Source organism: Pseudomonas sp. BIGb0558, from assembly GCF_024807515.1.
Classification (GTDB): Bacteria; Pseudomonadota; Gammaproteobacteria; order Pseudomonadales; family Pseudomonadaceae; genus Aquipseudomonas; species Aquipseudomonas yamanorum_A.
In genome coordinates, this window is the sequence record NZ_JANUEW010000001.1 from 58,932 (window position 1) to 78,362 (window position 19,431).

At 61.7% G+C, this 19,431-nt stretch carries 18 protein-coding genes and 1 tRNA gene; 14 read left to right on the forward strand and 5 right to left on the reverse strand.

The annotated features are described in order from the left end of the window. The first annotated feature begins 4 nt into the window (after positions 1-4). A tRNA-Ile gene (locus M2400_RS00260) sits at positions 5-81 on the forward strand. A 136-nt stretch (positions 82-217) separates the two neighbouring features. Next, on the forward strand, positions 218-724 hold the full coding sequence (locus M2400_RS00265) for a hypothetical protein (RefSeq protein WP_177120085.1): 507 nt from the start codon (positions 218-220) through the stop codon (positions 722-724). Between the two features lie 37 nt (positions 725-761). Here M2400_RS00265 and M2400_RS00270 read toward each other — a convergent pair whose 3' ends face one another. Further along, positions 762-1,187 (reverse strand): VOC family protein, encoded by a 426-nt coding sequence (locus M2400_RS00270; RefSeq protein WP_177043241.1) that lies wholly within the window; start codon positions 1,185-1,187, stop codon positions 762-764. A 113-nt stretch (positions 1,188-1,300) separates the two neighbouring features. Here M2400_RS00270 and M2400_RS00275 point away from each other — a divergent pair, with 113 nt between their 5' ends. After that, positions 1,301-2,167 carry a LysR family transcriptional regulator gene (locus M2400_RS00275; RefSeq protein ID WP_259198056.1) on the forward strand — a complete coding sequence of 289 codons (867 nt, stop codon included), beginning with the start codon at positions 1,301-1,303 and terminating at the stop codon, positions 2,165-2,167. 42 nt (positions 2,168-2,209) lie between these two features. On the opposite strand, the gene M2400_RS00280 is transcribed toward M2400_RS00275, so the two are convergent. After that, positions 2,210-4,570 (reverse strand): glucose/quinate/shikimate family membrane-bound PQQ-dependent dehydrogenase, encoded by a 2,361-nt coding sequence (locus M2400_RS00280; protein ID WP_259198055.1) that lies wholly within the window; start codon positions 4,568-4,570, stop codon positions 2,210-2,212. A 193-nt stretch (positions 4,571-4,763) separates the two neighbouring features. Between M2400_RS00280 and M2400_RS00285 the strand changes: the two genes are divergently transcribed. From M2400_RS00285 to pqqE, 10 genes are all read left to right on the forward strand, one after another. Then, complete coding sequence (locus tag M2400_RS00285) at positions 4,764-5,675, forward strand: sugar ABC transporter substrate-binding protein (RefSeq protein ID WP_177043238.1); 912 nt, start codon at positions 4,764-4,766, stop codon at positions 5,673-5,675. Positions 5,676-5,731: 56 nt separating this feature from the next. Then, positions 5,732-6,214, forward strand: coding sequence for an Lrp/AsnC family transcriptional regulator (locus tag M2400_RS00290; protein WP_177043237.1), 483 nt, complete (start codon positions 5,732-5,734; stop codon positions 6,212-6,214). Positions 6,215-6,381: 167 nt separating this feature from the next. Continuing rightward, positions 6,382-8,064: an NAD(P)/FAD-dependent oxidoreductase gene (locus M2400_RS00295; RefSeq protein ID WP_177043278.1), complete on the forward strand. Its 1,683-nt coding sequence runs from the start codon at positions 6,382-6,384 to the stop codon at positions 8,062-8,064. 10 nt (positions 8,065-8,074) lie between these two features. Next, positions 8,075-8,869, forward strand: coding sequence for a carbon-nitrogen hydrolase family protein (locus M2400_RS00300; RefSeq protein ID WP_177079304.1), 795 nt, complete (start codon positions 8,075-8,077; stop codon positions 8,867-8,869). Positions 8,870-8,919: 50 nt separating this feature from the next. Continuing rightward, positions 8,920-11,280 carry a pyrroloquinoline quinone biosynthesis protein PqqF gene (gene pqqF, locus M2400_RS00305; protein ID WP_259198054.1) on the forward strand — a complete coding sequence of 787 codons (2,361 nt, stop codon included), beginning with the start codon at positions 8,920-8,922 and terminating at the stop codon, positions 11,278-11,280. Between the two features lie 168 nt (positions 11,281-11,448). Beyond that, entirely contained in the window at positions 11,449-11,523 is a 75-nt protein-coding gene (pqqA, locus tag M2400_RS00310; RefSeq protein WP_003194766.1) for a pyrroloquinoline quinone precursor peptide PqqA, read from the forward strand. 77 nt (positions 11,524-11,600) lie between these two features. After that, a complete protein-coding gene (pqqB, locus tag M2400_RS00315; RefSeq protein ID WP_259198053.1) occupies positions 11,601-12,512 on the forward strand; it encodes a pyrroloquinoline quinone biosynthesis protein PqqB in 912 nt (303 codons plus the stop codon). Between the two features lie 11 nt (positions 12,513-12,523). Further along, on the forward strand, positions 12,524-13,276 hold the full coding sequence (gene pqqC, locus M2400_RS00320) for a pyrroloquinoline-quinone synthase PqqC (protein ID WP_003211042.1): 753 nt from the start codon (positions 12,524-12,526) through the stop codon (positions 13,274-13,276). Then, complete coding sequence (pqqD, locus tag M2400_RS00325; RefSeq protein WP_177043234.1) at positions 13,273-13,548, forward strand: pyrroloquinoline quinone biosynthesis peptide chaperone PqqD; 276 nt, start codon at positions 13,273-13,275, stop codon at positions 13,546-13,548. The genes pqqC and pqqD overlap by 4 nt, the downstream gene beginning before the upstream one ends. Next, positions 13,541-14,680, forward strand: coding sequence for a pyrroloquinoline quinone biosynthesis protein PqqE (gene pqqE / locus M2400_RS00330; protein WP_259198052.1), 1,140 nt, complete (start codon positions 13,541-13,543; stop codon positions 14,678-14,680). The genes pqqD and pqqE overlap by 8 nt, the downstream gene beginning before the upstream one ends. Positions 14,681-14,686: 6 nt before the next feature. Here the strand turns inward: pqqE and M2400_RS00335 are convergent, their stop codons facing one another. Continuing rightward, positions 14,687-14,845, reverse strand: a complete 159-nt coding sequence (locus M2400_RS00335) for a YqaE/Pmp3 family membrane protein (RefSeq protein ID WP_003211049.1) — start codon at positions 14,843-14,845, stop codon at positions 14,687-14,689. A gap of 185 nt (positions 14,846-15,030) precedes the next feature. After that, complete coding sequence (locus tag M2400_RS00340) at positions 15,031-16,311, reverse strand: aspartate aminotransferase family protein (RefSeq protein ID WP_259198051.1); 1,281 nt, start codon at positions 16,309-16,311, stop codon at positions 15,031-15,033. A 209-nt stretch (positions 16,312-16,520) separates the two neighbouring features. On the opposite strand from M2400_RS00340, the gene M2400_RS00345 reads away from it, so the two are divergent. Continuing rightward, positions 16,521-17,411 carry a LysR family transcriptional regulator gene (locus tag M2400_RS00345; protein WP_177043229.1) on the forward strand — a complete coding sequence of 297 codons (891 nt, stop codon included), beginning with the start codon at positions 16,521-16,523 and terminating at the stop codon, positions 17,409-17,411. A gap of 226 nt (positions 17,412-17,637) precedes the next feature. Here M2400_RS00345 and M2400_RS00350 read toward each other — a convergent pair whose 3' ends face one another. Then, complete coding sequence (locus M2400_RS00350; RefSeq protein ID WP_177079300.1) at positions 17,638-19,416, reverse strand: acyl-CoA dehydrogenase C-terminal domain-containing protein; 1,779 nt, start codon at positions 19,414-19,416, stop codon at positions 17,638-17,640. Between the last annotated feature and the right edge of the window lie 15 nt (positions 19,417-19,431).

The window sequence follows — 19,431 nt, forward strand, 5'->3', positions numbered from 1 at the left end:
CTGAGGGCCTATAGCTCAGTTGGTTAGAGCAGGGGACTCATAATCCCTTGGTCGTAGGTTCGAGTCCTACTGGGCCCACCATCTTGAAAGCCGCGCATTGCGCGGCTTTGTCGTTTCTGGCGTGCCGCAATGAAACATTAGTTAGTTGTCCCGAACGGCTACGGCGAAGACCATGATTCCCAATCGCCGCCAATCCAACACGAGGGAAACTTGCTCCATGCATCAGAAGAAACGTACGCCGCGCCCTGTAATCCACCGCCTGGGCCTGCGTGCCGCAGCCGCTGCCGCAATCACCCTCGCCACCTTAAGCTGCGCTCACGCCGCCCCCGCTGACACCATCAAAGCATTCAAGCTGTGCACGGGCGCCGACAACAACTCCCACGTGCTGGAAGGCACCATCGACCAGAGCATGCGCAATGATGTGACCGCCATCCACTTCAAGCAAACAGCGGCGCACTCTTCCTACAGTTGGCATAACGACCCAGAACCCCAGTACGTCATGACGCTGTCCGGCACCCTGGCGTTCGTTACCCGCGGCGGTGAGAAGTTCACGCTGCATCCGGGTGAAGTGCTGGTCGCCGAAGACAACACCGGTACAGGCCATCGCTGGAATCTGGTGGACGATCAGCCGTGGCGGCGCGGGTACGTGGTGTTGAAGCCCGGCGCACCGGATTCGTTTATCCCGAACGACCCTGCCGCTGCGAAGGTGTGCAAAGCGTCTTAGGCTTCCGAATCAGACGGGCGTCTCCTCGGCGACGCCCTCACTTGGCAAACAACTGCCCAATATCCTTGAACGCCTTGAACTCCAGCGCATTGCCGCACGGATCAAACAGGAACAACGTCGCCTGCTCACCCACCTGACCTTTGAAACGAATATGCGGCTCCAACACAAACCGGGTATTCCGAGCCTGCAACCGCTCCGCCAGGGCATGCCAATCCTCCCAACTCAGCACCACGCCAAAATGCGGCACCGGCACATCGTGGCCGTCTACCGCATTGGTGTGCGCCGCCTCTTGAGAAGCGGTTTTCGGATGTTCATGAATCACCAGTTGGTGGCCGAAGAAGTCGAAGTCGACCCAGTGATCACTGGCCCGCCCCTCCTCCAGGCCAAACACTTCACCGTAAAACTGCCGCGCAGCCGCCAAGTCGAATACCGGAATTGCCAGGTGAAAAGGAGCCAGTGCCATCAGGTCTAACCTCTATGGGTATTAAGTCCTTGCGAGTCTAGCCTTGCCGTAACCGATGGAAAGACGATAGTTTTCGCAGCGAGCTCAAATTATTTCGATCAATCGAGAAGCCCATGCTGCGGGAACTGAAAACCTTTATCGCGGTTACCCGCCACGGCACCTTCGCCGCAGCGGGCATGCATATCGGGCTGACGCAGTCGGCGGTCAGCGCGCAGATCCGCCAGTTGGAGCAGGTGCTGGGCGTGCAACTGTTCGACCGCACCGGGCGCCAGGCCACGCTGAATGCGGCGGGCATCCGCGCGCTGCCGCTGGCCAAGGAAATTCTCGAGACGTTCAATCGCATGGCTGTGCCGGTGGACGCCAATGAATACCGTGGCGAGTTGAAAGTCGGTGCCATCACCACCGCCCAGACCGGCCTGCTACCGCAAGCCCTGGTGCGCCTGCGACAGGCTGCGCCGACGGTGGAGTGCAAGTTGGTGCCGGGGGTTTCCCTGGAGCTGCTCAGCCAGGTGGACTCAGGCGAACTCGACTCGGCGATCATCATTCGCCCGCCCTTTGATTTGCCCAAGGAGCTGCACGTGCAGGTGCTGCGCAAGGAGCCGTTTGTGCTGATCGTGCCGCAAACGGTCAAGGGTGATGACCCGCTGCAACTGCTCGCCGCTCATCCCCATGTGCGTTACGACCGTGCTTCGTTTGGCGGGCGGCTGGTCAGTCGCTTTCTGCGGGATCAGCGGTTGGACGTGCAGGTTGCGCTGGAGCTGGATGAGATCGAAGCCCTCGTCAAGATGGTTGAATGCGGGCTGGGCGTTTCACTGGTTCCCCACGCCGGGCTATGGCTGGACCGATCCCCGCAGGTGCGCGTGATCCCGCTGGGCGAGCTGACCTTTTATCGGGAAATCATCCTGCTGAGCCGCTACAGCCAACGCAACCTTCCGGTGCCGCAACTCTTTGCCCGGTGCCTGCTGGCGGACGTGAGCTAAGACGCCAAAAAAAGCCGCACATCCGTGCGGCTTTTTCACGCCCTATTTCTTGGGCAACGCGTAGGCAATCACGTAATCCCCGCGGTCCGGCGACTGTCGCGCGCCGCCGGCGGTGAGCACGATGTACTGGGTGCCCGTCTTGGGCGACACGTAGGTCATCGGCCCCGATTGGCTGCCGACAGGCAAACGGGACTTCCAGATTTCGTTGCCGTTGCCGGTATCGAACGCGCGCAGGTAGAAGTCCTGGGTGCCGGCGAAGAACAACAGGCCAGACTGGGTCGCCAGAGACGCGCCAAGAGTCGGCATGCCAATCGGAATCGGCATGTGCATGCGGATGCCCAGCGGCCCGGTGTCTTCAACCGTGCCCACCGGTACTTGCCACATCAGCTTGTGGGTTTTCAGGTCGATGGCCGACATGGTGCCAAACGGCGGTTTCTGACACGGAATGCCCGCCGCCGAAAGGAAGCGCTCGCGCATGGCGCCAAACGGCGTGCCGGCCTGCGGCACCACACCCATCTCGATGCCGCTGGCACCGGCGGCGATCTTGTCGCGCGGGATCATGTAGTTGGCCAAACCCAGGCGCATGTCGTTGACGAACATGTAGTGGGTGTTCGGGTCCACCGACACGCTGCCCCAGTTCATCCCGCCCAGCGAACCCGGGAACTGCAGCGCGCGGTCCAGGCCTGGCGGCGTATAGACGCCCTGGTGACGCATGCCCTTGAACTGGATGCGGCACATCAGTTGGTCAAACGGCGTGGCGCCCCACATGTCGGATTCGGTCAGTTGCTGATTACCGATCGAAGGCATGTCTACCGAGAACGGTTGGGTCGGCGAATAGCGCTCGCCGGGCACATTGCCTTGAGGCACTGGCCGCTCTTCGACCCGGGCGATGGGTACGCCGGTTTCGCGGTTGAGCAGGAAGATTTCACCTTGCTTGGTGACTTGAGCCAGGGCCGGCTGCACGCCGCCGTTACCATCAGGAATATCGTAGAGCAGCGGTTGCGCCGGCAGGTCGAAGTCCCACAGGTCGTGGTGAGTGGTCTGGAAGTGCCAGCGCACCTGGCCGGTCTTCACGTCGATGGCGACGATGGAGGAGCTCCACTTGTCGTCATAGGCGGTACGTTCACCGGCGAAAAAGTCCGGGGTGGCGTTACCGGTGGGCAGGTAGACCAGGCCGAGCCTGGCGTCGTAGGACATGGCCGACCACACGTTCGGCGTGCCACGGGTGTAGGTCTCGCCTGCGGGCGGCCGTTTGGTGGTGTTCGGGTTGCCCGGGTCCCAGGCCCACACCAGTTCGCCGCTGCGCACGTCAAAAGCGCGCACCACGCCTGGCGGTTCGCCGGTGGAGAAGTTGTCTGCCACACGGCCGCCGACGATCACCACATTGCCCGCCACCAAGGGTGTCGAGGTTTGCTGGTAATAACCGGGCTTCACTTCGCCCATGTCGGTTTTCAGGTCGACGGTGCCGTGGTCGCCGAAGTCTTCGCAAGGCGCGCCGGTCTCAGCATTGAGCGCAATCAACCGGGCATCGCCGGTCGGCAGGAACAGACGTTTCACACAGGCTTTGGCGCTGGCGGGTTGCTCGCTGACGCTGCTGTCGAAGTAACCCAAGCCCCGGCAACGCTGCCAGTTTGGGCCGCTGCCCTGGGGGTCGAATTTCCAGCGCTGGGCGCCGGTGTCGGCATCCAGGGAGAAGACTTTGCCGTAGGCGGTGCACACGTAAACGCTGTCACCGATCTGCAGCGGGGTGTTCTGGTCTTCGGCGCCGGCGCCGTTGCTCTCGGGGATGTCGCCGGTGTGAAAGGTCCAGGCCACCTGCAACTTGTCGATGTTGCCTTTGTTGATCTGGTCCAGCGCGGCAAAACGGTTGCCGGCGGTGGTGTTGCCCCAGTGGGCCCAGTCCTTTTGCTCGGTGCCAGGTGTCACCGGCGTCACCGCAGGCTCACTGCTGGCCTTGACCACGTGGGTCGGCACAAACATGTACGCCAGGGTGGCGACCACGCCCAGGCCCAGCAGCCCGGCCACACCATAGGCGCCACGCCCGGGTGTCGAGCCCGACGCACGGGCGAGCTGTGGATAAATCAGCGCGACCACCAGGCCGATGACGGCAAAGGTCAGCACCCGCGATACCAACGGCCAGTATTCCAGCCCGGTGTCCCACACCGCCCAGATCGCGGTCAGCACCAACGCCACGGCGTATAGCCATGCACCCTGAGGCCGGCGCTTGGCGATCAGCACGCCGGAGACCAGCATCGCCAGGCCCATCAGCAGGAAATACCAGCTGCCACCCAGCGCCACGAGGTAACCACCACCGCCCGCCAGGCCCAGGCCGATCAAGGCGATCAGCAGGCCCAGGCCAACCAGCAACCATCTGCTGCCGGTGGCAGCCCCAAAGTTATTCATCTCGCAAACGTCCTTCCTGTATACCCAACGAGAAATAATGTACCAAACAGTTACTTTTAACAATCTGGCACAAACTAATGTGTTCGATCAGCGGCGAAAATAAATTTCAGCTCTCGCTTGAAGTGGAATTTTATTTCCAATAATGTCCACTTCAGAATCTTTGTCGCACCAGAACAATAAAAAGGAAACTCCCATGAAGCGCCTGCTTGGCTGTGCCTGTGCCCTGCTGCTGTCCACCGCCGCCCATGCCGAATTGCGCATCGGGGTATCGGTCGGGCAGTTCGATAACTACGTGTCCTACCTGGTGCAGGCCATGCAGGACCGGGCCAAGGCCTCGCCCGATGGAGTCAAGCTGCAGGTGGAAGATTCCGCCAGTGATGTAGTCCGCCAGTTGAACCAGGTGGAAAGCTTTATCAGCCAGAAAGTCGACGCGATCATCGTCAACCCGGCCGACACCGCGGCCACCCGCAAGATCACCGAAAAAGCCAACGCCGCCGGTATCCCGCTGGTGTACATGAACAGCCGCCCAGAGGTGGAAAGCTTCCCGCCGGGCGTCGTCTTCGTCGGCACCGACGAGCGCGCCATCGGCCGGATGCAGATGGAGTACCTGGCCGAGAAGATGGGCGGCAAGGGCAACCTGGCGATCATCCTCGGGCGCCTCGCCCACAGCGATACCGGCAAGCGCACCAGCGGGGTGAAGGATGTGCTGGCCAAGTACCCCGAGATCAAAGTCGTTGAAGAGCAGTCCGGCGACTGGCAGCGGGAAAAAGGCATGGACCTGATGAATGACTGGCTGACCAAGGGCCAGACCATCAACGCCGTGGCCTCCAACAACGACGAGATGGGCATCGGCGCCGCCATGGCTTTGCGCCAGACTGGCCGCCAGGACATTCTGGTAGGCGGCATCGACGGCACGCCGGACGGTTTGCAGGCGCTGAAAAAAGGCCAGTTGGCAGTGACCGTATTCCGCGACCCGGTGGCCATCGGTGCCGGCTCGGTGGACGCGGCGCTGATGCTGATCAAGCACGCCGCCCTGCAAGGCGATGTGTGGGTTCCGACCCAACTGGTTACCCCGGAAAACTACCAACAGTTCCTGCGCAACTAAGCGCGGCGGCGTCGCGAGCATCAAGGGGAACGAGCCTGTAACATGCTTGCCCATTGATGCCCGTGCCGGAGAACACCTTGTCCGCCTCTCACCCTCCCGTCCTCGATGAAATCGATCGCCAGTTGATCGCCGCTTTGCAGATCAACGCCCGCGAAAGCGTGGCCATGCTTGCCCGGCAACTCGGCATCGCGCGCACCACCGTCACCTCGCGCCTGGCACGCCTGGAAAAAACCCAGGTGATTACCGGCTACGGCGTACGCCTCAGCCAGCGGGTGGTAGATGGTGGTTTACAGGCCTACGTGGGGATTACCGTGCAACCGCGCTCCGGCAAGGAAGTGTTGCGTCGGATCAGCGCCATGGCGCAGGTCCAGCAACTGTGTGCGGTGAGCGGTGAGTTCGACTACGTGGCCTGGTTGCGCACCGATTCGCCGGAACAGCTGGATCAACTGCTGGACCAGATCGGCAGCGTCGACGGTGTGGAGAAGACCACCACCTCGATCATCCTTAGTAACAAACTGGATCGTGGGCAACCAATCTGACCACCAACTTCGTCACTCTGACTAAAAACAATTCAATCCGACGACACATTGCGTCTTATTAACGAACGCTACGCTCCCTAGAATGGCTGCCATCTTTTCCTATACTCAGCGGGTCGCGCCCCGCCGAGTCGCCAGCAAGGTCAGCCATGAGCATTCCTTCCAGCACCATCAGCAAGCCCAACCGCCACCCTGCCACCGGTAAAAAACCAATCACCATCTTTGGCCCGGACTTCCCGTTCGCCTTCGATGACTGGATCGAGCACCCGGCGGGTCTGGGCAGTATTCCGGCGGCCAACCACGGCGCCGAAGTGGCGATCGTCGGCGCCGGGATTGCCGGGCTGGTGGCCGCCTACGAGCTGATGAAGCTGGGCTTGAAACCGGTGGTGTATGAAGCCTCGAAAATGGGTGGCCGCCTGCGTTCCCAGGCCTTTGAAGGCGCCGAAGGCATCATCGCGGAACTCGGCGGCATGCGCTTCCCGGTGTCCTCCACTGCGTTCTATCACTACGTGGACAAGCTCGGGCTGGAGACCAAACCGTTTCCCAACCCGCTGACGCCCGCTTCCGGCAGCACGGTCATCGACCTCGAAGGCCAAACTCATTACGCACAGAAACTCGCCGACCTTCCCGCACTGTTCCAGGAAGTGGCTGACGCCTGGGCCGACGCCCTGGAAGCCGGCTCGCAGTTCGCCGATATCCAGCAAGCCATCCGCGACCGTGACGTACCGCGCCTTAAAGAGCTGTGGAATACCCTGGTTCCGTTGTGGGACGACCGCACCTTCTACGACTTCGTCGCCACCTCCAAGGCGTTTGCCAAGTTGTCGTTCCATCATCGCGAAGTGTTCGGCCAGGTCGGCTTCGGCACCGGTGGCTGGGACTCGGACTTCCCCAACTCGATGCTGGAAATCTTCCGCGTGGTGATGACCAACTGCGACGATCACCAACATCTGGTGGTCGGCGGCGTCGCCCAGGTGCCCATGGGCATCTGGCGTCATGTGCCGGAACGTTGCGCTCACTGGCCCGAAGGCACCAGCCTCAGCTCCCTGCACCACGGCGCGCCACGGGCCGGGGTCAAGCGCATTGCCCACGCGCCCGACGGCCGTTTCGCCGTCACCGACAACTACGGCGACACCCGCGAATACGCCGCCGTGCTGACCACCTGCCAGAGCTGGTTGCTGACCACCCAGATAGAGTGCGACGAAACCCTGTTTTCGCAAAAGATGTGGATGGCCCTCGACCGCACCCGCTACATGCAATCGTCGAAGACTTTCGTGATGGTCGACCGGCCATTCTGGAAGGACAAGGATCCGGAAACCGGCCGCGACTTGATGAGCATGACGCTGACCGATCGCCTGACCCGTGGCACCTATCTGTTCGACAATGGCGACGACAAGCCGGGTGTGATTTGCCTGTCCTACTCGTGGATGAGCGACGCCTTGAAAATGCTTCCGCAGCCGATCGAGAAGCGCGTGAAACTGGCCCTCGACGCGTTGAAAAAGATCTACCCGAGAGTCGACATCGCCGCGCGGATCATCGGCGACCCGATCACCGTGTCGTGGGAAGCCGACCCGCATTTCCTCGGTGCCTTCAAGGGCGCGCTGCCGGGCCACTATCGCTACAACCAGCGGATGTACGCGCACTTCATGCAGAAGGACATGCCGGCTGAACAACGCGGGATTTTTATCGCCGGTGACGACGTGTCCTGGACGCCTGCATGGGTTGAAGGCGCTGTGCAAACTTCGCTGAATGCGGTGTGGGGCATCATGACTCACTTCGGTGGCAGCACTCACCCGCAGAACCCGGGGCCGGGGGATGTGTTCGATGAAATCGGGCCGATTGCACTGCCCGAATAAGGAGTTGCCCATGCGTGTCGCCCTGTATCAATGCCCGCCTTTGCCGCTGGATGTGGCGGGCAACCTCAAGCGCCTGCATCAGTTGGCGCAAGAGGCCAACGACGCCGACCTGCTGGTGCTGCCGGAGATGTTTCTCACCGGCTATAACATCGGCATGGAAGCGGTCGGCGCGCTGGCTGAAGCCCAGGACGGCCCCTCGGCGCAGTCCATCGCCGCCTTGGCGAAAAACTCAGGCGTGGCGATCCTCTACGGCTATCCGGAACGCGGCGCCGACGGGCAGATCTACAACGCCGTACAGTTGATCGACGCTAACGGCCAGCGCTTGTGCAACTACCGCAAGACGCATCTGTTTGGCGACCTCGACCACTCGATGTTCAGCGCTGGAGACGACGATTTTCCGCTGGTGGAATTGAACGGCTGGAAGCTGGGTTTCCTGATTTGCTATGACCTGGAATTCCCGGAGAACACCCGGCGCCTGGCGCTGGCCGGTGCGGAGTTGATCCTTGTACCGACCGCCAACATGGTGCCGTTCGATTTCGTCGCCGACGTCACCGTGCGGGCGCGGGCCTTTGAAAACCAGTGTTACGTGGCCTACGCCAATTACTGCGGCCAGGAGGGCGAGATCCAGTATTGCGGGCAGAGCAGCATCGCCGCGCCGGATGGCCAGCGGATCGCCCAGGCGGGTCTCGATGAAGCGTTGATTGTCGGCACCCTGGATCGACAGTTGATGGTCGACTCTCGTGCGGCCAACCGCTACCTGCTGGACCGTCGTCCGGAGCTTTACGGTGCGTTGCACAAGCACTGATCCGGCAGGTTTGCGCTAGCATAGGCACTTCCTACGTTTCGGAAGTGCTCATGCCTGCGCCGGCCCACCCTCATCACCTTCAATTGACCCTGGCCAACGGCCTGCGGGTTTCCTTGCGTCATGCACCGCGTTTGAAGCGCTGCGCGGCAGCCTTGCGCGTGGCAGCGGGCAGTCACGATGTGCCCTTGGCGTGGCCGGGGCTGGCGCATTTCCTTGAGCATCTGTTGTTCCTGGGCACCGAGCGGTTTCCTGCAAGCGAAGGGCTGATGGCCTACGTGCAGCGCCACGGTGGACAGGTCAATGCCAGCACCCGCGAACGTGCTACCGACTTTTTCTTTGAAGTGCCTGTTTCGGCATTTGATGCCGCGCTGGATCGCCTTGGGGATATGCTCGCCCATCCGCGCCTGGCCCTGGAAGATCAGTTGCGCGAGCGCGAAGTGTTGCAGGCGGAGTTCATTGCCTGGTCGCAGGATGCCGTGGCGCAACAGCAACAGGCGTTACTGCAAGGCGTTGCGGCGGACCATCCGCTGCGGGCGTTTCATGCGGGCAACCGGGATAGTTTGCCGGTAGAGCGTGAGGCGTTTCAGCAGGCGTTGCGGGATTTTTATGAAGGCTTCTATCAGACCGGGCAGATGACCTTGAGCCTTGCCGGGCCTCAGCCGCTGGAGGAACTGCAATCCATCGCACAGCGATTCAGTGAAATGCTCAAGCCGGGGCAACTGCGTGCACAAGCACCAGCACCCGCCTTGATGGCTGGCAGCCAGATTACTTATCAGCATGCCGATAAACACCACTGGCACCACGTGGTGACAGGCGACGCGTCGCCTGAGGCGGCGGATTTCCTGTGCTTGTGGCTCAACGCTTCGGCACCCGGCGGGCTGCTCGCCGAGTTGCAGGCGCGGCAATGGGTCAGCGCCATTCGCGCAACGGCGCTGTACCAGTTCAACGGCCAGATGCTGCTGGATATCGACTTCACTCTGGATGCCCAAGGTGCACAGCAGACGGCAGCAATCGAAGAACTGTTGCACGACTGGCTGAGCTTTTTCGCACACAGCGATTGGACAGCGCTACGGGAAGAGTACGCCCTGCTGCTCGCCCGCAGACAACAGGTCAGCGGAGCCCTGGCAATGGCCCGGCAGGAAAACGAGCCAGTCCTGTCCGACCAAGGCGCCGCGTCCCTCAAGGCCTTGCTGGACTCCCTGCACCTGGAGCCGTCCCGGCACGCCTGGCAACTGCCACCCAGCAATCCGTTCCTGCGCCCGGCCGTCAAGGAAGAGCGCCCGGGACTGATTCGTGGCCAGACCAGCGCACATCGCGGCTTGCGCACTTTCGCCCAGGATCGCTCCCGGGGACGAAAGGACCTCTCGGCGTTGACCTTCAGTCAGGCGTTGCCAGGCGACACCGACGAGGGTGCGATTTACCTGCGTTGGCAGCTGGATTCGCCTCTGCGCGCAGACCTTTTCCCACGGCTGCGGGAGAACGCCAGCCAGGCGGGCGTCGAATTATCCTTCGAGGCGGCTGGCAATCACTGGCAGCTGAAAATGGTCGGGCTCCATGAGCCGATGCCCGCAGTGCTGGAGGAAGTTGCTCGCTGCCTGACACAGCTCGACGAACAAGCCCAGGCACCCGCAACCGCACCGACGATGGCGATCCGGGAATTGCTCAAGGCATTGCCCGGGTATTGCGCTGGTATCACTCCTGAAAACCAGACTGCCGGGCAAGACCGATGGTTGACCGCTCGCTGGCAAGGGCTTGCCGTCGGACTCCCCGCCGCCTGCGAGACGGCGATCAAAAGTGCAGCGGCGAAACTGCCAGGCCTTCCGGAAACGGCTGTCAGCGAATGCCCATCCATCAGCGGCCAGCATCTGTGGCACGAGGTGAGTACCGATTCCAGCGACGCGGCGTTGCTGCTGTTCTGCCCTACACCCACCCAATCCCTGGCCGACGAGGCGTGCTGGCGTTTACTCGCCCACCTGATGCAAGCGCCGTTCTACCAGCGCCTGCGTGTCGAGCTGCAATTGGGCTACGCGGTATTCAGCGGCATCCGACAACTCAACGGACAAACCGGCCTGCTGTTCGGGGTGCAATCTCCCACCGCGTCCCTGGCGCAAATTCTGGATCACCTGCAAACGTTCCTGAAACAGCTGCCCGAATTGATCAATTCCAGCGAACTGCCGGGTGATCTGGCCCGGCAATTTTCCCTCGACACCCTCCCCACCGCTCAAGCCGCCGAACTGCTCTGGCACGCGCACTTGGCAGGCCACCCGTCGGATTACATCCAGCAGTTGCAAGATTTCATCCAGGCCCGCACCCGCGAGGATTTAATGGGAGCTGCACAGCAACTCAACACTGCCGCGGGCGGCTGGCGTTGCGTGGCCAATGGCGCGCGCCTCCCGACGCCCTGGCAGTGATCAGCCTGATCATTGCCGCTACGGTAAAAGGCTTTTTCCCACAGGACAGCGCTATCTTTCGCAGAAGTACGTAACATTCATATGCACACCTCTGAACATCTGCGCCCGGAGGTGGACTATATGTATTACTCGGTAGTAAACGTCCCATCCCTTCGTAGGAGTAAGAATATGACCTGGTCCAAACCTGCTTACACTGATCTGCGTATCGGCTTTGAAGTCACCATGTACTTTGCCAGCCGCTGATTGGCTTTGTATCGCAATGCAACGCCTCGGCTCGCCCGGGGCGTTTTTATTTTTGAGTTGTGTGTAACGGAGCGGCCATGTTTGTCCAGATTCTAGGTTCCGCCGCGGGCGGTGGTTTCCCGCAATGGAACTGCAACTGCGTGAACTGCGCGGGTTTTCGCGATGGCAGCCTGCGGGCCGAGGCGCGTACCCAATCGTCCATCGCGATTTCCGATGACGGCGTGAACTGGGTCCTGTGCAACGCCTCGCCAGACATTCGCGCCCAGCTTCAAGGGTTCGCTCCGATGCAACCCGGCCGCGCCCTGCGGGATACCGGCATCAGCGCAATCATCCTGATGGACAGCCAGATCGACCACACCACCGGCCTGCTGAGCCTGCGCGAAGGCTGCCCGCACCAGGTGTGGTGCACCGACATGGTCCATGAAGACCTGAGCACCGGTTTCCCGCTGTTCACCATGCTGACCCACTGGAACGGCGGCCTGGCCTGGAACCGCATCGAGCTGGACGCCAGCTTCACGATTCCCGCCTGCCCCAACCTGCGCTTCACGCCATTGCCTCTGCGCAGCGCGGCGCCGCCCTACTCGCCTCACCGATTCGACCCACACCCAGGCGACAACATCGGCCTGATCGTCGAAGACCTGCGCACCGGCGGCAAGCTGTTCTATGCGCCGGGCCTGGGCAAGGTCGACGAGCCGTTGCTGGAGATCATGGCCGGCAGCGATTGCCTGCTGGTGGACGGCACGATGTGGGACGACGACGAAATGCAGCGCCGTGGCGTGGGCACCCGCACCGGCCGCGAGATGGGCCACCTGGCGCAGAACGGCCCCGGCGGCATGCTGGAAGTGCTGGAGCAGTTGCCCAAGCAGCGCAAGGTGCTTATCCACATCAACAACACCAACCCGATCCTGGATGAGGACTCACCCGAGCGAGCCGAGTTGCTGCGGCGCAATGTGGAAGTGGCGTACGACGGCATGAGCATTGAATTGTAGGAGCGAGCCAAATGACTGACACACCGCTGACCACCGCCGAGTTCGAACAGGCCCTGCGGGCCAAGGGCGCCTTCTACCATATCCATCACCCGTATCACGTGGCGATGTATGAAGGCCGCGCCACCCGCGAGCAGATCCAGGGCTGGGTCGCCAACCGCTTTTATTATCAGGTGAACATCCCCCTCAAGGACGCCGCGATCCTGGCCAACTGCCCGGACCGGGAAATCCGTCGTGAGTGGATCCAGCGCCTGCTGGATCACGACGGTGCCCCTGGCGAAGACGGCGGCATCGAAGCCTGGCTGCGCCTGGGCCAAGCGGTTGGCCTGGACCCGGACCAACTGCGCTCCCAGGAATTGGTACTGCCCGGCGTACGATTTGCGGTAGACGCCTACGTCAACTTCGCCCGCCGCGCCAGTTGGCAGGAAGCCGCCAGCAGTTCGCTGACTGAGCTGTTCGCCCCACAGATCCACCAGTCGCGCCTCGACAGCTGGCCCCAGCATTACCCATGGATCGACCCGGCCGGCTACGAGTATTTCCGCACCCGCCTGGGCCAGGCTCGCCGGGATGTGGAGCATGGTCTGGCCATCACCCTGCAGCACTACACCACCCGCGAAGGCCAGGAGCGCATGCTGGAAATTCTCCAGTTCAAACTGGACATTCTTTGGAGCATGCTCGATGCCATGAGCATGGCTTACGAACTGAAACGCCCGCCGTATCACAGTGTGACTGATCAGCGTGTATGGCATAAGGGGATCACCCTATGAGCTTCGATCGCAGCAAAAAACCGACCTGGCGCCAGGGCTATCGCTTCCAGTACGAACCCGCGCAAAAAGGCCATGTGCTGCTGTACCCGGAAGGCATGATCAAGCTCAACGACAGCGCCGCATTGATCGGTGGCCTGATCGATGGCGAGCGCGATGTCAGCGCGATCATCGCCGAGCTGGACCAGCAATTCCCGGGCGTACCCGAACTCGGTGAAGACATCGAGCAATTCATGGAGGTTGCCCGTGCTCAGCACTGGATCGAACTTGCCTGACCTGCCACCCAAGCCGGAAATCGGCCTGCCGCTATGGCTGCTCGCCGAGCTGACCTACCGCTGCCCGCTGCAATGCCCGTATTGCTCCAATCCGCTGGATTTCGCCGAGCAGGGCAAAGAGCTGAGCACCGAACAGTGGATCAAGGTATTTCGCGAAGCCCGGGAAATGGGCGCTGCGCAGCTGGGGTTTTCCGGCGGTGAGCCGCTGGTGCGCCAGGACCTCGCCGAACTGATCGCCGAGGCGCGCAAGCTGGGTTTCTACACCAACCTGATCACCTCCGGCATCGGCCTCACCGAGCAGAAGATCAGCGACTTCAAGAAGGCGGGCCTGGACCACATCCAGATCAGCTTCCAGGCCAGCGACGAGCAGGTGAACAACCTGCTGGCCGGCTCGAAAAAAGCCTTCGCGCAGAAACTGGAAATGGCCCGGGCGGTGAAAGCCCATGGCTATCCGATGGTGCTGAACTTCGTTACCCATCGGCATAATATCGACAAGATCGACCGCATCATCGAGCTGTGCATTGCGCTGGAAGCGGACTTTGTGGAACTTGCCACCTGCCAGTTCTACGGCTGGGCCCAGCTCAATCGGGTCGGCCTGTTGCCGACCCAGGAACAGCTGGTGCGCGCCGAACGCATCACCAACGAATACCGCGCCAAGCTCGAAGCCGAAGGCCATCCGTGCAAGCTGATCTTTGTCACGCCGGATTACTATGAGGAGCGCCCGAAAGCCTGCATGAATGGCTGGGGCAGTATCTTTCTGACGGTGACACCGGACGGAACCGCGCTGCCGTGCCACGGCGCCCGACAGATGCCGGTGCAGTTTCCCAACGTGCGCGAACACAGCATGCAGCACATCTGGTACGACTCGTTCGGCTTCAACCGCTTTCGCGGCTATGACTGGATGCCCGAGCCATGCCGTTCATGCGACGAGAAGGAAAAGGACTTCGGTGGCTGCCGCTGCCAGGCGTTCATGCTGACCGGAGACGCCAGCAATGCCGACCCGGTGTGCAGCAAATCGGAGCATCACGGGATGATCCTCCAGGCCCGCGAGGAAGCGGAGCACGCCACCCAGACCATCGAGCAACTGGCCTTTCGCAATGAGCGCAACTCTCGGCTGATCGCGAAAGGCTGAGGCCTGTTAACGTTTGGCGATGATATACACGGCGTGCACGATGCCCGGAATGTAACCGCACAAGGTCAGCAGAATATTCAGCCAGAACGCGCCGGCGAAACCCACTTGCAGGAACACACCCAGTGGCGGCAGCAGAATGGCGATGATGATGCGAATGATATCCATGGGTTCAGCTCCTGAAAATCGGCTCGTGTGAGCCGTACAAGCTAATCGACCTTGGGCGCTCTTGAGGGTTCAGTGGGATCTGGCACGAGGCCATCCTCTAATCAGCAGACAAAAAAACGCCCCCAGCCAAAAGAATCAGGCTGGAGGCGCCGCGTATACCGCGAGACGGTTCAGGAAATAAGGGGTTAAACGGCAATGCCCTTGCGGCATTGCAACTGCGCGGTGCGCACCCGGGAGAAGGCACGCGCCAGGCGCAGGAGCATTTCGTCGACGTTGCTTTTGCTCAACGTCAGCGCCGGGGTGAAGCGCAGGCAGTCGGGTTGTGGCGCACTCAGGATCAGTCCTTCACTGAGCGCGGCCTTTACCACGGCATCTGCCGAATCTTCCGACAGGGTCAGTCCCCACAGCAGGCCCTGGCCACGCAGTTCACCCTGGTCATAGCGGTGCGCCAGACGTGCCAGCCCTTCGCCCAGATACGCGCCGACCTCGCAGACGTGCTCAAGAAAGCCATGGTTCAGCACCGTATCCAGCACTGCCACGCCAGCGGATGCCATCAACGCATTGCCGTGGTGGGTGCCGTCGAGCTCACCGAGCTCAAAACAACACGCCTTGCCCCGCGCCAGCAACGCCGCCAGCGGCACACCGCCACCCAGGCCTTTGCCCAGGGTGATGATGTCGGCGCGCACGCCATAGTGCTGTTCGGCGAGTAAGGTGCCGCAACGGCCGGTGCCGGTTTGCACTTCATCGAGGATCAGCAGTATCCCCAGCTCGCGGCACAGGCGCTCGACGCCCTTGAGGTAATGCTCGGTCGCGGGAATTACGCCGGCATCGTTCTGGATCGGCTCCAGCATAATCGCCACGGTTTGTGCATCCACCGCCGCATGCAGTGCCGGCAGGTCGTTAAACGGTACGTGACTGAAACCCGGCAGTTGCGGCTCGAAGCGGTTTTCACTGACGGCGGCCGAAGCCGACATCGCGGCAAAGCTGCGGCCATGGCAACCGTTGCTCGCGGTGATGATGCGATAGGCGCCACCGCGATGCAGTTGGCCCCATTTGCGCGCCAGCTTGATCGCCGCTTCGCAGGCTTCGGCGCCGCTGTTGAGCAGGTAGGCCTGGTCGCTGGCGGTGCGATGGCACAGGCGGTCGGCGAGGTTCAGTTGACCGCGGTTGTGCAGGCCGTGGCCGGGATTGATCAGTGACTGGGCCTGATCGGCCAATGCCTTGGTCAATACCTGCGGGCTGTGGCCCAGACTGTTGGCGCCGCCGCCCTGATTGAAGTCGAGATAGGCGCGGTCTTCGCTGTCCCACAGCCAGGAACCCTGGCCGCGCACGAACACCTGGGGCGGCCGGGCCACGCTGGGCATCAAGCAGTCGCTGGAAAGGTCGTCGCGCAGTGTCGGGGTTTTCGCGTCGAGAATCAGATCATCCAGACTGGGGACCGGGCGACGCAGGTTGAACAGGTTCATGGATGAACCCCGCTGGCAATCACACCTTGGTCGATATCACCGAGCAACCCATGACCGAGGTTTTTTGCCCTGCCTATGCAAACGCCGTCAACATAAACACTACTCATCGCACTTTCCGGCCCTGTAAGCCCTGTGAATAGGCGCTAGACTAGGCGTCTCGGGGGCACTCGGCCATTTCGATTTTCCAGCTTTTTCGATAAGCGTTACTTATGGATTTCAAGCAACTGCGTTATTTCGTCGCGGTGTATGAAGAAGGCCACGTCGGGCGGGCTGCAGAGCGCCTGTCGATCTCCCAACCGGCCTTGTCGCAGCAGATTCGCCAGCTCGAGCAGAACCTCGATGTGAGCCTGTTCGAACGCAGCAGCAAGCGCCTGCTGCCGACCCTCGCGGCCCACACTTTGTACAACCATGCCCTGCCCCTGCTCGACGGCATGCAGCATGCCGTAGAAGCGCTGCGCAACTTCAAGGGCCAGGCGTTGCGCACCTTGGCCATCGGTGTGCTGCAAACCGTGCACACCAGCCTGGTGCCGCAGATGCTCGAACGGGTGCGCAAGGCCCAGCCGCATCTGGTGGTGCAGATCTACGAGTTGACCGGCATGGAAATCGAACGCCGGCTGCTCAACGGCTCGCTCGACATCGGCATCAGCTACCTGCCGCCGCGCCAGCCGGGATTGCACGGCGTGCTGCTGTACGAAGATGAACTGAAGGTGGTCATCCCGTCTGATCACCCGCTGCGGGAATTCAAGAAAGTCTCCTTGAAGCAGGCAGCCGAGTTGCCGATGTTGCTGCTGGGGGAAGAGTTTCAGGTGCGCCAGATATGGCAAGGTCAACTGGCCAACCTGGGCCGACGCCCGCAAGTGCAGGCAGAGTTGAATACGATGGTGGGGATTCTCGACAGCCTGCCCCACACCAAGCTCGCGACAGTGCTGCCCGGGCGGTCGCAGGACGAACACAACAGCAAGGCGTTGCTGTGGAAACCGTTGAGCGAACCACGGGTGCCGTTGAAAGTGGGGTTGGTGTGCCGGGATGTGCAGCGTCAGCAGGCGACGCTGGAGTTGTTGCGCACGCTGCTGGAAGACGTGATGAACGCGCCTGTCTGACTTTTTCGCAGGCAAAAGAAAACCCCGCCGAAGCGGGGCTTTGCAGACTGTTTCCCTGACATCCATTTCACTCCGCCTTCCTGGCAGAATCCTACGTGTCCGTGTTGTTGCTTTGCGCTTCCTGCGCGACGTCCATGTGAAGTAGATTATCCGTGGATCCAATATGGCGATAGAGGACGATTAGCAGCACGTCACGTAAGAGAATGCTTACACGCCCTCCTAGCCCTTAGAACTGGGCCTCATCCAGCAAAAACAGCGATTCGCTACCGGCTTTTACCGAAGCACTCAGTGACGCTATCCGTGGCAGCAAGCGGGCAAAGTAGAAACGTGCGGTGCCCAGTTTGCTGGCGTAGAAGTCTTCCTGGGCCTCTTTGCCCAAGGCTGCCTTGGCCATCAGGGCCCACATGTAGGCATAGGCCATGTAGCCGAAGGCATGCAGGTACTCCACCGACGCCGCGCCGATTTCATTCGGGTTGGACTTGGCGCGATCCAGCAGCCAGGCGGTCAGCTCGTCCAGGTCATCCACCGCCGCGTCCAGCGGCTTGGTGAACTCGGCCAGCTCGGCGCCAGCAGTGCGGGTGAAATGGCGGATCTCGTCGGCAAACAGCTGGTAGAACGCCCCGCCGCTGCCGACGATCTTGCGTCCCACCAGGTCCAGGGCCTGAATGCCGTTGGTGCCTTCGTAGATCTGGGTGATGCGCACATCACGCACCAGTTGCTCCTGGCCCCACTCGCGAATGTAGCCGTGGCCGCCGAAAATCTGCTGGCCGTGTACGGTGGTTTCCAGGCCCAGGTCGGTCAGGAACGCCTTGGCAACCGGGGTCAGCAGGGCCACCAAGTCGTCCGCGCGTTTGCGGGCGGTGGCGTCTTCGCTGAACTTGGCGGTATCCAACTGCATCGCGACGTAGGTAGAGAATGCGCGGCCACCTTCGTTCGAGGCTTTCATGGTCAGCAGCATGCGCCGTACGTCCGGGTGGACGATGATCGGGTCGGCCACTTTGTCCTTGGCTTTCGGACCGGTTGGCGAACGGCTTTGCAGGCGGTCGCGGGCATATTCGATAGCGTTCTGATAAGAGCGCTCGCCGGAGGCCAGGCCCTGAATGCCAACGCCCAGGCGCTCGTAGTTCATCATGGTGAACATCGCCGCCAGGCCACGGTTGGGCTCGCCCACCAGGTAACCCACCGCTTCGTCGAAGTTCATCACGCAGGTCGCGGACGCCTGGATACCCATCTTGTGTTCGATGGAGCCACAGGTCACCGGGTTGCGCGCGCCCAGGCTGCCATCGGCATTGACCATGAACTTGGGCACCAGGAACAGCGAGATCCCTTTGGGACCCGCCGGCGCGTCCGGCAGCTTGGCCAGCACCAGGTGGATAATGTTGTCGGTGAGGTCGTGCTCGCCACCGGTGATGAAGATCTTGGTACCACTGACCTTGTAGGAACCGTCTGCCTGAGGCTCAGCCTTGGTGCGGATAATCCCCAGGTCGGTGCCCGCATGGGGCTCGGTCAGACACATGGAACCGGCCCACACGCCCGAGTACATATTCGGCAGGTAAGTGGCTTTGAGTTCTTCGCTGGCGTGGGTGTTGATCGACACGCAGGCGCCGGAGGTCAGCATCGGGTACAGGCCGAAGGCCAGGCCCGAGGAGTTGATCATCTCTTCAACCTGGGCCGACACCGCCTTGGGCATGCCCATGCCACCGTAGGCCGGATCGCCGCCTACACCCACCCAACCGCCTTCGGCGTAGGTTGTGTAGGCGTCCTTGAAGCCCGCCGGGGTGAAGACCGCGCCATTCTCCCAGCGGCAGCCTTCTTCGTCGCCGCCGCGGCTGAGCGGGGCGACGGTCTTGGAGGTGACTTTGCCGGCTTCTTCGAGGATTGCCTCAACGGTCTCTGCGTCGACGGTCTCCGCCAGCGCGGGCAGTTGGGCCCAGAGTTTGGCGACCTCAAAAACTTCGTTGAGGACGAAGCGCATATCGCGCAGCGGCGCTTTGTAGTCAGCCATGGCAAACCTCGTGAG